This is a genomic window from Xanthobacter sp. BG11Y11_SDJG (genome assembly GCF_057364445.1).
Genome location: NZ_JBNFNU010000089.1, coordinates 1 through 12,696 on the forward strand (window position 1 = coordinate 1; position 12,696 = coordinate 12,696).

Annotated in this window: 10 protein-coding genes and 2 pseudogenes; 7 read left to right on the plus strand and 5 right to left on the minus strand. The window is 67.6% G+C overall.

The features are described 5' to 3' along the window. The first annotated feature begins 115 nt into the window (after window positions 1-115). From AC2W7M_RS10010 to AC2W7M_RS10020, 3 genes and pseudogenes are all read left to right on the plus strand, one after another. Window positions 116-904 (plus strand): NAD kinase, encoded by a 789-nt coding sequence (locus AC2W7M_RS10010; RefSeq protein ID WP_486132071.1) that lies wholly within the window; start codon window positions 116-118, stop codon window positions 902-904. A 495-nt stretch (window positions 905-1,399) separates the two neighbouring features. Next, window positions 1,400-1,894, plus strand: a pseudogene (locus AC2W7M_RS10015) (MBOAT family O-acyltransferase); the annotation flags it as partial. A 502-nt stretch (window positions 1,895-2,396) separates the two neighbouring features. Continuing rightward, the gene (locus AC2W7M_RS10020) at window positions 2,397-3,536 is read left to right on the plus strand and encodes an alginate O-acetyltransferase AlgX-related protein (protein ID WP_486132074.1); all 1,140 of its coding nucleotides are present in this window, start codon (window positions 2,397-2,399) and stop codon (window positions 3,534-3,536) included. Here the strand turns inward: AC2W7M_RS10020 and AC2W7M_RS10025 are convergent. From AC2W7M_RS10025 to AC2W7M_RS10035, 3 genes are all read right to left on the minus strand, one after another. Further along, window positions 3,511-4,164, minus strand: coding sequence for a flavin reductase family protein (locus AC2W7M_RS10025; protein WP_486132076.1), 654 nt, complete (start codon window positions 4,162-4,164; stop codon window positions 3,511-3,513). The genes AC2W7M_RS10020 and AC2W7M_RS10025 overlap by 26 nt on opposite strands. Before the next feature lie 172 nt (window positions 4,165-4,336). Beyond that, on the minus strand, window positions 4,337-5,923 hold the full coding sequence (locus AC2W7M_RS10030) for a class I adenylate-forming enzyme family protein (protein ID WP_486132078.1): 1,587 nt from the start codon (window positions 5,921-5,923) through the stop codon (window positions 4,337-4,339). Window positions 5,924-6,094: 171 nt separating this feature from the next. Continuing rightward, on the minus strand, window positions 6,095-7,690 hold the full coding sequence (locus tag AC2W7M_RS10035) for a UbiD family decarboxylase (protein ID WP_486132080.1): 1,596 nt from the start codon (window positions 7,688-7,690) through the stop codon (window positions 6,095-6,097). A gap of 298 nt (window positions 7,691-7,988) precedes the next feature. Between AC2W7M_RS10035 and AC2W7M_RS10040 the strand changes: the two genes are divergently transcribed. The 3 genes from AC2W7M_RS10040 (at window position 7,989) to AC2W7M_RS10050 (ending at window position 10,714) form a co-directional block, all read left to right on the plus strand. Then, window positions 7,989-8,807 (plus strand): ABC transporter ATP-binding protein, encoded by an 819-nt coding sequence (locus tag AC2W7M_RS10040; protein WP_486132082.1) that lies wholly within the window; start codon window positions 7,989-7,991, stop codon window positions 8,805-8,807. Then, window positions 8,807-9,580, plus strand: coding sequence for an ABC transporter permease (locus AC2W7M_RS10045; RefSeq protein WP_486132084.1), 774 nt, complete (start codon window positions 8,807-8,809; stop codon window positions 9,578-9,580). Before AC2W7M_RS10040 ends, AC2W7M_RS10045 begins: the two co-directional genes overlap by 1 nt. 99 nt (window positions 9,581-9,679) lie before the next feature. Then, window positions 9,680-10,714, plus strand: coding sequence for an ABC transporter substrate-binding protein (locus AC2W7M_RS10050; RefSeq protein WP_486132086.1), 1,035 nt, complete (start codon window positions 9,680-9,682; stop codon window positions 10,712-10,714). 135 nt (window positions 10,715-10,849) lie between these two features. Here AC2W7M_RS10050 and sfsA read toward each other — a convergent pair. Beyond that, a pseudogene (gene sfsA, locus AC2W7M_RS10055) lies at window positions 10,850-11,562 on the minus strand (DNA/RNA nuclease SfsA). 11 nt (window positions 11,563-11,573) lie between these two features. Continuing rightward, a complete protein-coding gene (locus AC2W7M_RS10060) occupies window positions 11,574-12,062 on the minus strand; it encodes a PaaI family thioesterase (RefSeq protein WP_486132087.1) in 489 nt (162 codons plus the stop codon). Between the two features lie 196 nt (window positions 12,063-12,258). Between AC2W7M_RS10060 and AC2W7M_RS10065 the strand changes: the two genes are divergently transcribed. After that, window positions 12,259-12,588, plus strand: coding sequence for a DMT family transporter (locus AC2W7M_RS10065; protein ID WP_486132089.1), 330 nt, complete (start codon window positions 12,259-12,261; stop codon window positions 12,586-12,588). Window positions 12,589-12,696 lie beyond the last annotated feature (108 nt).

Here is a 12,696-nt window from a genome sequence, read left to right on the forward strand (position 1 = left end):
GGGGCATGGCCTGTCCGGCCGCTCGCTTGTTTGCAGCCCGCGATTGGCTCTAGAAGGGGGTCCGCCGGGCCGCGCATCCGGTGCCGCGCCAGGCGGTTGAAACGCCGCCCATCGGATGGTTCATGCCCGAGACATCCCCCCGTTCGAGAACATCGCCTTCGTGGCGAGCGCCACGCCGGAGGCGGAGACCGCGCGGCTGAGGCTGTCGGAGCAGTATGGCGCCGCAGCCGAGGACGCGGCGGACGTGATCGTCGCGCTCGGCGGCGACGGCCTCATGCTGCAAGCCCTGCACCGCTTCCGCGACCGGGACATCCCCATCTACGGGATGAACCGCGGCACCGTCGGCTTCCTCCTCAACACCTATCGCGAGGATGGGCTGAGGGAGCGGCTCGCCACCGCCCAAAGGGTGCGCATCCATCCGCTCATCATGGAGGCGGTGGACGCGGCCGGGGGGCGGCACCGCGCGCCGGCCTTCAACGAGGTCTCGCTGCTGCGCCAGACGTTCCAGGCGGCGAAGCTGCGCATCTCCATCGACGGGCGGGTGCGGCTCGACGAACTGATCTGCGACGGCATCATCGTCGCCACGCCGGCCGGATCCACGGCCTACAACCTGTCCGCGCACGGCCCGATCCTGCCGCTCGGCACGCCGCTTCTGGCGCTCACCCCGATCTCGCCGTTCCGGCCGCGGCGCTGGCGCGGCGCCCTGGTGCCCGATCACGCCCGCATCGATATCGCCGTGCTCGAGGCGGACAAGCGCAGCGTGAGCGCGGTGGCGGACCACCAGGAGGTGCGCGACATCATCGCCGTGTCGGCGCGTCTTGACCGGAACTCGTCCGTAGACATGCTGTTCGATCCCGATCACGGGCTTGAGGAACGCATCCTGCGCGAACAGTTCGTCTATTAGAGCCAACCGTATCCGCGATCCCACATGGTCTTCTCGTCCGTCTCCTTCCTCTATTATTTCCTGCCTCTGTTTCTGCTGTGCTATTTCCTCGCACGCGGCACGCGGGTGCGGAATTTCGTGCTGCTCGCCTTCTCGCTGGTCTTCTATGCCTGGGGCGGGCTGGCGAACGTCATCATCCTCGCCGTCTACATCGTCATGAACTATGTCATGGCGCTGGTGATCGACCCGCGCTCGGAGCGCTGGCGGCTTCGCGCGCTGGCTCTGGGCGTGACGCTGAACCTGTCCGGCCTGATCATATTCAAGTATTCCGGCTTTCTCGCCCAGAACCTGAATGTCGTTCTTGCCCCCACCGGGCTCGCCTTGCCCGTGGTCCACCTGCCGCTGCCGCTCGGCATCTCGTTCTTTTCATTCCACGCCATCTCGTACCTGGTGGACGTCTATCGGCGCCGCGCCCGCGCCAACGGGCGGTTCGAGGAGCTGGCCCTCTACATCACCATGTTCCCGCAGCTGGTGGCCGGCCCGATCGTGCGCTACTCGACGATCAACCGGCGCATCCGCGACCGGCGGACCACGCTCGGGCGGGTCTCGGCGGGCCTGCGCATCTTCGTCATCGGCCTGAGCTGGAAGGTGCTGATCGCCGACGAACTGGCGCCGCTGGCGAACGCGGTGTTCGATTCGCCCAACCCGCCCAATCTCGCCGAGGCCTGGCTCGGCCTGCAGGCCTATGCGCTGCAAATCTATTTCGACTTCGGCGGCTATTCCAACATGGCCATCGGCCTCGCCCTCGCCATGGGATTGAAGTTCCCGCGCAACTTCAACCTGCCGTACGGATCGATCTCCATCGCCGATTTGTGGCGCCGCTGGCACATGAGCCTGTCCAGCTGGTTCCGCGACTATCTCTATATTCCGTTGGGCGGAAATCGCGTCAGCGAGGCGCGCACCCTGCTCAATCTTTGGACCGTCTTCTTTCTCTGCGGCCTGTGGCACGGCGCGCAATGGACCTTCGTGGTCTGGGGCCTGCACCACGGCACCTTCCTGGTGCTGGAACGCACCCGCTTCGGAACCTGGCTCGCCGCCGCCCCGCGCGTCCTCGCCCACGCTTACGTTCTGCTGGTGGTGTGCACGTCCTATGTGTGGTTCCGCTCCGACAACATCCCGCGCGCGCTGGAGATGTTCCAGGGCCTCATCGGGCTCAACGGGCTGGGCTCGCTCTCGGCGAGCGTGATCTCCACCATCCAGATCAGCACCGTCGTGGTGATGCTCATCGGCTGGCCGCTCTCCATGTTCGGATTGCCCGGCCGGGCGGGCGGAAGCTTCCGGAGCGGCTGCGCCTGCGCATCTACGGCTTGGTCGATTCCGTCGTGGTGGCGCTGCTGTTCGTGCTGTGCGCCATCTCGGTCGGCGCCGCGGCCTACAGTCCCTTCCTCTATTTCCGCTTCTGACCCATGCTCGACGCTGGCAATTCCCCGTTCCGTGACAGGAGGCTTGAGCCATGCCGCTTCTGATGGCCTTCCGCCGCTACTGGGCCTTCGTGTTCTTCGCCGTGCTGACGCTGCCGACCATCGGCCTCGTGCTGCCGGACCTGCCAGCGCCGGCCCGCACCGTGATCGAGCCGGAGGCGCGCTGGTGGGAACGGGCGGCCGAACGCCTCGATCCCTGGATCAACAACGTGTTCGGCTTCCGCGGCGCGGTGCTGGTGGCGCACGGCACCTATGAGAAATGGCTCGGCACCACCGGCAGCCGGCGCGTCCTCGTGGGCGAGAAGGGACAGCTGTTCATCAAGGACCAGCAGGCGCTGGAACAGTCGGTGGGCCAACTGGTCCGTCCGGCCATGGTCCGCGAGCTGGCGGACGTGGCGGCGATGCTGGACGCCGAGATGCGCCGCCTTGGCGGCACGTTCGTGATGGCCGTGCCGCCCAACGGCGCCACCATCAACCACGAACTGCTGCCCGCTTATGCGCGCAACGGCCGGACCTCGCCGACGGAATATGACCTGCTGCGGGACCAGATGAAGGCGCGCGGCCTCACCTTCGTCGACGTGCGGCCGGTGATCCAGGCGGGAAAATCCGCAGGACCGGTCCAGTTCCTGCTCGACAGCCATTGGAACCACCGCGGGTCGCTGCTCGCCTACAATGCGGTGATGAAAGCCGCCGGCCGGCCCGATCTGACCGTCGATCCCGCCGAGGCCATCGGCCCGGCGCGGCCCAACATGAGAGGCGACCTGCTGCGCATCATGGGCTCGACCAAGCCGGACTTCCCGGATGTCCTGTTCCCGCTCAAGCCGCCTTACGACAAGCCGCAGGGCCTGAAGCCCATCGAGGGCGTCATGCCCGACGCCGATCCGAAAGACCCCTTCCCGCCGCATGCCTACGAGACCGGCCGCGCCGGACCGCGCGTCATGCTGATCGGCGACAGCTACACCCAGAATTTCTGGAGCGGATATCTTGCCCAGCGCACCTCGGCCTTCGGCTGGATGCACCACCGCAACTGCCGTTTCGACCTCAATGCGGTGGAGCGGTTCAAGCCCGACATCCTCATTTTCGCGCCGAGCGAGCGGTTCATGCCCTGCCGGGGCGCGCCGGAGCGAAATCCGCCGCCCGTCCCGGCTACTCCGCCGCGCGTTTCGCCCTGAGGGCCTCCACCATGCCGGGCAGGGTGGCGCGGCCCGGGCGCGGGCGCTCCACCAAGTGCTCGATGGCGGAATAATCGAGATAGCCGCAGCGTGCGAGCGAGTGGACGCGGGCGGCGTCGAACCGGCCGTCGACGATGGCGGTATCGTCGATGAACACGCCGACCACCTCGCCGATCACCATGTACTGGTCCGCCTTGCGCCCGTCTCGGCCCTTGAGCTGGATGGTCTCCACATGGACGCATTCGAGCGCGGCCGGCGCCGCGGCCACGCGCGGCGGCTTGACGAGGCGGGAGGGCGCCTTGGCGAGGCCCGTGAGGTCGAACTCGCTCACCTCGGGCGGCACCGCTGCCGAGGAGACGTTGACCTCGTCGATCAGGCCGGCGATGGCGAGCGAGCACACGAACTCGCCGGTGGCCTCGATGTTCGCCACAGAATCCTTGCGCGAGGTGGAGGAGAACATCACCAGCGCCGGCTCATCGCCGATCATGTTGAAGAAGGAATAGGGCGCAAGGTTCGCGACGCCGTCGGCGGAGAGGCTGGAGATCCAGCCGATGGGGCGCGGCGCGATGATGGCCTTGAGCGGGGAATGGGGCAGGCCGTGATCGTTCTTGGCGGGCTCGTAGAACATGAAAGGCCTCGGCAGGAAAAGAGGGCGGCGCGCCCGGACGCGGCCGCACGGCAGCCCAAGCGCGCCCCTGGGGGCGGATCGGCCCGATCTTAGGCAATGTCCGCGGCGCGGTCATGCGGCGGCTTCGCATGACCGCAGGCCCGCTCATGCGGGAGGGACAGGACCGCGCGCCTCAGGACGCCTTGAGGCTGAGCACCGCCGCCTCGGTCAGCTCCGGCAGGGTTTCGCGGAGCTTGTCGCGCAGCACCTTGCCGCGGTCGCTCTTGGGCAGGCTCTCGGCGAAATAGATCTTCTTCGGCACCTTGGGCGCCGGCAGGCGCGCGCGCAGATAGGCGGCGATCTGCTCTCCGGTGACCTCCGGGCCCTTGGGCACCACCACGCACACCACCTCCTCGCCATAGATCGGGTCGGGAACGCCGATCGCCGAACCCTCGAGGACCAGGTCGCTCGCCAGGATCACGCCGTCGATCTCGGCGGGCGCGATGTTCATGCCGCCCCGGATGATCAGGTCCTTGGTGCGCCCGGTGACGGTGATGAAGCCGTCCGCGTCGCGCACCGCGAGGTCGCCGGTCTTGATGCGCAGGCCGCGCACCGGCTCGATGGTGCCGTCGTCGCGCAGCGTACCCAAGGCGGTCTGCGGGCCGCCGATGGTCACCGAGCCCTCGACGCCGGGCGGGCACGCGTTGCCCTCGCCGTCGACGATGGCGAATTCCTGGTGCTTGGCGGGCAGGCCCACCGTGCCGAGCTTGGCCTTGTAATGGCGGTTGCCGCAGATCCAGCCGGCCTCCGACATGCCGTAGAGCTGCAGCAGGGTGATGCCGTACATCTGCTCGAACTTCACCCACTGCTCGGCGCTGAGCGGCGCGGAGGAGCACGACATCAGGCGCAGGGTCGGCAGGTCCTCGGCGGTGTAGCCGAGCGGCTTGTTGAGCAGCATGTTCAGCACGGTGGGAACGCCGGCCGCGAAGGTGATGCCGTATTTCTGGATCCACTCGAAGAAGCGCGAGTGCGAGAAGCGCTTGGCGATGTGGAGCGTGGTGCCCTTCTGCAGGAACGGCATCAGCGAGAGCACCTGCGCCGAGTTCCAGCCGAATGAACGGTATTCGAGCGCCTTGTCGTCCTCGGTGAGGCCGAGCATGTCGAGGGTGGAGAGGCCGCTGAGCCAGTAGGCCGCATGGTCGTAGACCACCGCCTTGGGCCGGTCCGTGGTGCCCGAGGTGCAGAACACCGCGGCCATGTCGAGCGGGCCGTACGGCGCCGGCAGATCCGCAGGCGCGACAGTGGCGGGCAGCGTCGAGAAGAAGGCGTCGGACGGATCGGCCGGGCCGTCCTGCCGAAAGGCGCCGAAGCGGACCGTGGGACCGTCTCCCGTGATGGCACCGTAATCGAGGCCGCTCTGGTAGAGCACCGCCTTGGGCTTCAGGACCGCCGCGAAATCGGCGATATAGGCGTTGTTCAGCTCGATGTTGAGCGGGCAGACCACGGCGCCGATCCGCCACGCGCCGAGCCACAGCAGCAGCTTCTCGATGCACTCGTCCGAGAGCAGCAGCACCTTGTCGCCCTTGCCGACGCCGAGCGCCAGCAGCCGGGCGGCGATGCGGTCGATGACGTCCGCCAGCGCCCCGAAAGTGATCTCGCTGCCCTGGTCGAGGTCGACGAGCGCGACCCGGCCCGGGTCGCGATCCCGGTAGCGCGCCAGGAGTTCCGGTACGGACGCAAAGGGGATGTCCAGCTGGTGGCCGCTGAAGATGTCGTCCATGGGGGGCCTCCCGCGCCCGCAAATGTCGATGCATTCGCAAATCGTTTGGAAAGGCGGACGGTGCGGCCCAGTCCGCCGCTCCGCCCGCCTCCCGAGGCGGCCGACGCGGCTGAGCCGCGCCGATCCGCCGATGCCGCGCGCCGGCCGTGCTGGCCGGCGCCGATGAACGCCTCAGTGGCCGGTCTTGGCGAGCAGCTCGGTCCAGCCGCTCATGCGGGCCTGGACCTTGGTGATCTGGTCGCGCGAGAGGAAGTCCTCGAGCTTGACCTTCGAGACCGGATATTGCGGCCGCAGGAAGTCTTCCTCGTAGCCGTAGGGCACGGTGGCATCGATGCCCATGCCGCCCTCGTAGGAGGTGTTGGTGGCGGTCCATTCCTTGTCGCCGGCGGTCATGCGCTCGGCCGGCATGAAGGTCTGGCCGCGCCCGCCGGGTGTGGGATTGAGGATGTCGGTGCGCGGGTTCACGCGGGTGGTGATGCACCACATGATCTCGTCCATGGAGTAGATGTTGGTGTCCTCGCTGACCGCGATGGCCACCCGCATGCCCTGGGACGTGGAGAGCAGCGCCGAGAGGAAGTTGCGCTGCCAGCCTTCCTCGATGCGGTTGCGCTTCTTCACCTGGATGATGACGCCGCCCCAGTCGGTCATGCAGTAGGGGATGTTCACGTCCTGCACGATGCCGGGCTGCATGCGGTTGCACAGCTCGAACATGGCCGCCTCGCGGATCGAGGTGTCGATGTTGTGCTCGTCCAGCGTATGGGCGCCCAGCGCAAACACGATCGGCTTCGATTCCGGCTTGCGGGTGGTGATGCCGGTGACGTGGAAGGTGGGCGCGCGGTAGGCCTTGCCCATGTAGCCGGCCCATTCCGGGTGGAAATGGTGGCGGCCCTGGGTCTGGTCGGCCTCGGCCTCGGCGGTCTCGAAGCGCTTGTCGCGCGGGTCGATATAGCCCTCGATGACGATCTCGGCGTCGGCGAGCGCATAGGCGTCCACCGTGCGGGCCTTCACCAGGCGCACCGGGAAGCCCTGCGCCGCGCCGGCGACGCCGATCTCGTCGCAGCCATAGGGCAGGATCACATAGTCGAAGGCGGCGCCGGCGAGCAGGGTGCAGGCGGCGGGCACGCCGAAGCAGAAGGTGAGCGGCACGCGCTCATTCTTGCGGTACGCCTCGCTGACCACCTGCCACATGTGGGAGCCGGGCGAGATCTGGAACGTGCCCACATTGCCCCAACGAAAATTCATGCGGTTGTAGCCGAGGTCCGTGCCGCCGCCGAACGCCGCGCCGGAGACGCAGCGGATGCCGGAGCCGATGGTCATCTCGCTCTCGAGCTCGGTGTGGCGGATGGCGACGAGGAAGGGGTTCACGTCGTCCGGATTCTCGATCACCACCTCCTGGCAGGGGGCGTCGGCCTGCGCGATCTCCACCGGCGGCAGGGGATGGGAGAGCGCATAAGCGAGCTTCTGGGTGCGCTCCTTGTCGGAGGCCCAGCCGAACATCTTGTTCACGGCGTTGATGTCGCCGAACAGATTGGTGAGCAGGCGGTGGTTCGGCTTGTCCTTCACGTTGTTGAAGAGCACCGGGCAGGCGCCGTCCATGAGCTTCTGGAGGCCGGTCAGCTCAAGGTCGGGATTGACCTCCTTGTCGGTCACCACCAGGTCGCCCTGCTGCTCCAGCCAGGCGAGCGTGCCGCGCAGGTCCAGAAGATGCCGGTTGGGGTGGTTCTGGATGCTGGCGAGGTCGGCTGAGGGCTTGAGGGCGACGGTCATGAGCGGCTCCTGGATGATTTGGTATTTCAGCGCGTATTTACGCGTACTCGTAACTCAGCTCTACGGTTCTAGTGAACGCCGATGGCAGCGCGGTGGGATTGAAATTTCTTCATAGGCCAATGAGATATTGTGCATCAACGGTAATATGATATCGAAATACAGCCTTGACCCATCATAAATGGCATGAACCGTATTCGGCCCCACCCTGGACCTGCCCTCAGATTTAGGTATAGGTATGCGATAAATAAAGATGACGAATGGGAAGGCACGCATGGGAGCGGTACGTTCAGGGTTACAGGTGATCGCGGGATCGGGCGGGCCCGACCGGCAGGATGCGGTGCGCATCGCCGGTCTGAGCTATCGCCTCATGGACCGGCAGAAGCGCCAGCTGCAGATCCTCGATCACGTGGATCTGACCCTGAAGGAGGCGGAGTTCGTCTCCGTCGTCGGTCCCTCCGGCTGCGGCAAGAGCACCCTCCTGAATTTCATCGCCGGCCTCACGCCGGTGCAGAGCGGCGCCGTCGAGGTGTTCGGCGCGGCGCCGGGCGGCGACAAGGCGCCCCTCGGCTATGTGTTCCAGCAGCACGCGCTCCTGCCGTGGCGCAACGTGCTCCAGAACACCGTCATCAGCCTGGAGGTGAAGGGCGTCCCTAAGGCCGAGCGCGAGCAGCGGGCCCGCGAGATGCTCACCATCATGGGGCTGGACGGCTTCGAGGACCATTTCCCGCGCGAAATCTCCGGCGGCATGCGCCAGCGCGTCTCGCTCGCGCGCACGCTGGTGGACGATCCGCGCCTCATCCTCATGGACGAGCCGTTCGGGGCGCTGGACGCCCAGACCAAGCTGCTGATCCAGGAGATGTTCCTGAAATACTGGGAGGAGAACAGGAAGAGCGTGCTCTTCATCACCCACGACCTCGCCGAGGCGATCGCGCTCGCCGACCGCGTGCTGGTGATGAGCTCGCGTCCGGGCCGCATCCTCGCCGAATACGAGGTGGGCATCCCGCGTCCGCGCACCCTCGACCAGGTGCGCCACATGCCGCGCTTCACCGAGCTGCACGACGCCATCTGGGAGGATCTGCGCGGCGAGGCGCTCAAGGCCATGCAGGGGAGGACGTGATGGATCAGGACAGCGCGCGTCAGGTCGCCATTCTCAAGGTGGTGCTGCTGGTCGTCATCGTCGGCGGCTGGGAGCTCTCGGCCCGCTTCGGCCTGATCCCGGTGTTCTGGACCTCCAGCCCGTCGCTGATCGCCGCCGCCTTCTGGGAATCCCTGAAGGAGAACGAGATCACCTACCACACCTACATCACCATGCAGGAGGCGCTCGCGGGCCTTGCCGCCGGCGCGGTGGTGGGCGTCATGCTCGGCCTGGTGCTCGGCGTCAGCCGGGTGCTCGGGGCGGCGCTGGAGCCGTTCGTGATCGCCATGAACAGCCTGCCGCGCGTGGCGCTGGCGCCGCTGATCGTGATGTTCGTGGGCATCGGCTTCGCCTCGAAGTTCCTGCTCGCCTTCTCGCTGGTGGTGGTGCCGATCATGCTCAACACCTACGAGGGCATCAAGGCGGCCGACCCGCAGCTGATCAACATGATGCGGGTGATCCACGCCAAGCGCTACCAGGTGTTCTACAAGGTGCTGCTGCCCAATTGCGTGCCGTGGATCTTCTCGGCGCTGCGGGTCTCGATCTCCTTTGCCATCATCGGCGCCATCGTCGGCGAGTTCATCTCCGCCCGCGCCGGCATCGGCTACATGATCGACAGCGCCGCCGGCGCCTTCGACACCACCGGCATGATCATGCCGCTCATCGTGCTGATGGTCCTCGCCTTCAGCCTCGACCGCGCCTTCGTCGCCACCTCGAACCGCCTCCTGCGGTGGCGCGACGAAGCCCTGAGCTGAGCCCCGCCCCGGCCGGTTCCCTCCGGGGCCGGCCGGGGCACGGTCCCGGCGCCGCAGAGCCGGACGCAAAGCAAGACCAACCTGTTGAGGGAGAACGCCATGAATGGGGAACACACACGGCGCCGCTTCGCCGCCATCGCTGTCGCCGCGCTCGGCCTGGCGGTCGCCGCGCCGGCCGCCGCCCAGGATACCAAGCTCAATATCGGCGTGTCGGTGAAGTCGATCTTCGGCCTGCCGCTGGTGGTGGCGCGCGACAAGGGCTTCTTCAAGGAAGAAGGTCTCGACGTCACGCTTGAGTATTTCGCCGGCGGCCCGCCGGCCACCGCCGCGCTCATGGGCGGCTCGCTCCAGTTCCTCAACGGGGCGCTGGAGAACAACGTGAAGACGGCCAAGGCGAACCAGCCGATCGTCACGATCATGAACATCCAGTCGAACTATGCTGGCGCGATCATCCTGCGCAAGGACATCGCCGACAAGCTCGGCCGCGCCCCCAAGGTCGAGGACCTCAAGGGGCTCAAGATCGGCACCCTGTCGCGCGGCGGCTTCACCGACGTGTCCACACGCTACATCCTGAAGACCGCCGGCATCGACCCGGAGAAGGACGCGACCCTGGTGCCGATCCGCGGCGCCGACCGCCAGCTCGCCGCCGGCAAGGCCGGCGAGATCGATGCCGCCATGGTGACCGAGCCGTGGGGTCCGATCGCGGTCGAAGGCCTGGGCGAATGGGTCTATGTGCTCAACACCACCGTGGGCCAGGGTCCGAAGCTGTTCCAGGACATGGGCTATGTGGTGCTGCAGACCACGCGCGACTATCTCGCCAAGAACCGCCCGATCGCCGAGAAGGTGGTGCGCGCCATCGTCAAGGCGCAGAAGTTCATCGCCGACCCGAAGAATGTCGAACAGGTGACGCAGATCGCGCTGAAGGAATACGGCGACAGCCAGCCCAAGGCCATGCGCATCTCGGTGGAGACCCAGGCCAAGACCTACGTGCCCTACATGAACGAGGCGATGATCGGCAAGACCATGGACCTGCTGGTGCCGAACGGCCTCATCAAGGAGCCGGCCCCGGCCTACAAGGACGTGGTGGACGCCTCTTTCGAGCCGCTGTGGAAGGCCTACGGCCCGGTCAAGTGAGCCGCGGCTGACGATCGGCCGAGCCCCCGGTCCGGGGCTCGGCACATGACAGGTGCAAGGCGCCCTCGGGTGCTTCTGGGCCGCCGCTTCCGAGTTCGAAGCGGCGGCCTTTTTTCGTCGCCGCCGGCTTCCGTCTCAGCCGACCACCGGCACCTGCCGATCCACCTCGATCCCTGCCGCATCGAGCCGGCAGACGAGGCCGATGGCCTCCACCCCGAGCGCGCGCGCCGCGTCGAAGGCGGCGCCGTAGCCGGGATCGAGGTCGCGGGCGAAACCGATCTGCCGCGCCGAGCCGATCTGGCTCAGATAAACCATCACCGCCCGGCTGCCGGCCTTGGCCATCTCCCCCAGCTCCACCAGGTGCTTGGCGCCGCGCGCCGTGACGCAGTCCGGGAATTCCGCAAAGCCGGGCCGGCGCATGAGATGGACGTTCTTCACCTCCACGAGGCAGGGCGGGCGCGCGTCGTCCTCCAGCAGGATGTCGATGCGGCTGTTGCGGCCGTATTTCACCTCGCGGCGCAGGCGCTGGTAGCCGGCCAGTTCCGGCACGAGGCCTGCGGCGATGGCCTCCGCCACCAGGCGATTGGGATGCATCGTGTTGACGCCGACCCATTCCGGGCCGGCGCCGAAATCCGCCTCCACCAGCTCCCAGCCGAACGGCAGCTTGCGCCCCGGCCCCGCTGCCGGCGAGAGCAGGACGCGCGCGCCCGGCTCCATCAGCCCCAGCATGCGCCGGAATTGGCCACGTGGACCGTGACTTCGGTGCCGTCGGCGAGCACCACGTCGGCGAGGAAGCGCTTGTAGCGACGCAGCAGCCGCGCCGGCACGAGGGGCAGGGGAAAGCGCATGGCGGGCGCGTTCAGGCCTTGCTGTCGCTCTTGCCGTCGCTCTTGCCGTCGAGCCGGATCAGCGTCTGGGTGCCGGTGGCGCAATGGATGCGCCGGCCGTCCGCCTCGGCGTGGACATCCACCCGCACCACCGTGAGGGTGCGCCCCGAGCGCAGCACCTCGCCTTCCGCCACCAGGCGCTCGCCCTTGCCGGGCGCCATGATGTTGATCTTGTACTCCACCGTCAGCACGGTCGCGTCGGCGGGGAACAGGGAGAAGGCGGCATAGCCCCCGGCCACGTCGGCGATGGCGCCCATGGCGCCGCCATGGAAGAAGCCGTGCTGCTGCGTCACCTTCGGGTCGAAGGGCAGCACCACCTCAACCCGGCCCGGCTGGATCGTGCCGAGGCGGGCACCCATGATGTCCATGAAGGGCTGTCGCGCAAAGCTGTCGCGCACGCGGGCCTCGAAATCGGGGTCGGCAGGGACGAAGGCGGCGGGGCGCGCGGCGGCATCGGCCATCGGGGCTTGCTCTCCGGTGTGGGCTTGGCAGGAAGCGCCAGGGCGGCGCCAGAGAGGCGCCAGGGAGGCAGGAGGATAGCGCATCGCGCCAGCGGCGCATCCCGTCCCGGCGCGGGAGATGGACGCAGCCGCCGTGATTGACTTCGCGCCGCTCCCCGCCTCAGGTGAGGCGCGCGCCAAGCGGGGGGAGAGCGCCATGAGCTACGCGTATCTGTTCATCGCCATCGTCGCCGAGGTGGTGGCGACCTCGGCGCTCAAGTCGGCCGAAGGCTTCACCCGCCTCGGGCCGTCGGTGATCGTCGCGCTCGGCTACGGCACCGCCTTCTATTTCCTATCGCTGACGCTGCGCGACATCCCGGTCGGCATCGCCTACGCCATCTGGTCCGGGGTGGGCATCGTGCTGGTGGCCGGCTTCGCCTGGATCTACTACCGACAGGCGCTGGACCTTGCCGGCGTGATCGGCCTCGGCCTCATCATCGCCGGGGTGCTGGTGGTGAACCTGTTCTCCAAGACTGCCGCCCACTGAGGGCAAGAGGGGCGCGGGCGCGCCGCGCCCCGCGCGTCACGAGCCGGCAGTTCCGGCTCGGCGCCCGCGGCACCGCCGGAAGGAACAAATCGAACATGCGCCCGCGTG